General features: G+C 44.3%; 2 protein-coding genes and 1 pseudogene. All 3 read left to right on the top strand.

The window, feature by feature from the left end; all coding sequences use genetic code 11:
- Window positions 1-599 (top strand): annotated as a pseudogene (locus AC075L_RS01400) (glutamate-5-semialdehyde dehydrogenase); the annotation flags it as partial.
- Between the two features lie 137 nt (window positions 600-736).
- Window positions 737-895, top strand: coding sequence for a hypothetical protein (locus tag AC075L_RS01405; protein ID WP_476387053.1), 159 nt, complete (start codon window positions 737-739; stop codon window positions 893-895).
- Window positions 858-2,231 (top strand): hypothetical protein (locus AC075L_RS01410; protein ID WP_476387054.1); only part of this gene is annotated, 1,374 nt, incomplete at its 3' end. The genes AC075L_RS01405 and AC075L_RS01410, both read left to right, overlap by 38 nt.

Raw genomic sequence — 2,231 nt, forward strand, 5'->3', positions numbered from 1 at the left:
ATCCCTGTGATTGAGACCGGTACTGGAAACTGCCATATTTATGTGGATGAAACCGCAGACCTTGAGATGGCAGCAGACATTATCATGAATGCCAAGACTCAGAGAGTAGGCGTCTGCAATGCCTGCGAATCTGTTCTTGTACATAAAGATGTAAAGGATGCCCTGCTTCCAGTCCTTGCAAAGCGTCTGCAGGAAAACATGTGGAGATCCGCGCAGATGAAGCGGCTTATGCGTTGATCCCGGGAGCTGTACACGCAACAGAAGAAGACTGGGGCAAAGAATATCTGGATTATATTCTTTCTATTAAAGTGGTTTCTTCTGTGGAAGAGGCGATCGCCCACATCAATAAATATAATACGAAACATTCAGAGGCAATTATTACCAACAATTATGAACATGCACAGAAGTTTCTGGATGAAGTGGATGCTGCGGCAGTTTATGTCAATGCCTCCACACGTTTTACAGATGGATTTGAATTCGGTTTCGGGGCAGAGATCGGTATCAGCACACAGAAGCTTCATGCGAGGGGACCTATGGGACTTCTGGCTCTGACCACAACGAAATATATCATCTATGGAAACGGACAGGTACGCCCATAGACAGCACATTGATTTTTTCTGAGGGATGTGCTATACTTCAATTCAGATTTGGGATTACTGACTGCTTCGTGGGGAATAAGAAATCGGATGGTGTCAGTAGTGATTTTAACTAAAACTCATCTATGGGAGGACATACAATGAGAAAAAAACAACTTTTTGCATTATTAATGGCAGGTGCCCTGTCTGTAGGAATGGCACCGACAGCCACATTTGCAGCAGATACTACTGCTGAGACATCAGCCGAAGGCGAACTGGAAGGTGAACTTGACTCTGCAGGTGACAGAAGAACCTTCTGAAAATCCGGCTGAAACTCCTGAGGAACCAGCCGAAGATCCAGCCGAGACACCGGAAGATCCGGCTGAAACTCCTGCCGAAACAACAGCTGATCCTACAGAGGCACCGGCTGCTGAAGAAACTGATGAGCAGGCTGCTGAGGCAGGTTCTGCGATTGTGATTGGCGAAAAGTCCTTTACTTCTTTGGAAGAAGCGTTCGCAGCAGTACCGGACTGTGAGGATATGATAAATGGTGAACCTACTTATGTAAAATTAAAAGGAACCATTGAAGTCAACAATACAATAAATGTCCCTGAAAAGAAGAATATCATGCTGGTTGCTGCTGAAGATAATACTACAATTAAACGTGTAGCCGGCTTTACTGAGAGTATGTTTACTGTTAATGGTGGTAATCTTCAGATGGCAGGCGGTTCTGTGACTGATTCAGATGGAAATGCTATCGGTTCAGGCAGTTTAACTGTTGATGGTACAGGCGATGACGTTACCGGTTCGATTGTAGAAGTAGCAAGTGGTAATTATGCATTGATTGACGGTACAACTCTGACAGGAAATACCACAACCGGAAATGGCGGTGCGGTCAACAATGCTGCCGGTGCAAATGTATATCTTCTGGGTGGTACTATCACAGCAAACTCCGCAGCAGCAGGCGGTGCGATTTACAGTGAGGGAACTGTCAATATTCGTGGAACTGTAAGTGTTACAGGAAATACAGTTACAAATTCTTTTGAAGCTGCAAGTAACCTTGTGCTTGCCAAAGACGGTGTGATCAATGTAAGCGGTGCTGTTACAGGCTCTGCCATTGGTGTTGCTGTTCAGGAGGCTAGCGCCGGAAGAACAGTAGTAAAGCTGGATGACGCTGTTACTGATGTGAAACTGACAGATGTTCTTTCTCAGATTACATATGAGGGAGATTCCAGCCTTAAAATCGGAGAAGACGGAACTTTAGTCAGTACAACAGAACCGTCCCCTACCCCAACTCCTGCAGAAGAAAAACTGAAAGTAACAGGAAAAGAATGCAAATGGTCAGGAAGTAGTACTGTTAAAATTAAGTTCCAGTCAAATGTAAAAGGTACCTATTATATTGACTGGGTAAAACGTGGTGAGAAAGCACCAACAATCGATACTTCCAGAGTAGGCGCGCCTATTGAGGCTGATACAAATGTAACAGCAAAAGTTACTGATCTTCCTGACTATGATGTTGATATTTATGTATGTGTGATCAGTGATAAGGATAAGAGTAATTATGGCTCTGTAATGTTCCAGCCTGATCGAAAAGAACGTCCTGTTATACCTACACCATCTCATACTCCGGTAGTACCCGATGCAAAAGAGAGTGTT

Source organism: Blautia sp. ZXY-1-B12, from assembly GCF_056339915.1.

Bases quoted from the DNA above. Each gene is read 5' to 3' on its own strand.
- AC075L_RS01405 (WP_476387053.1), top strand. From the start codon at position 737: ATGAGAAAAAAACAACTTTTTGCATTATTAATGGCAGGTGCCCTGTCT.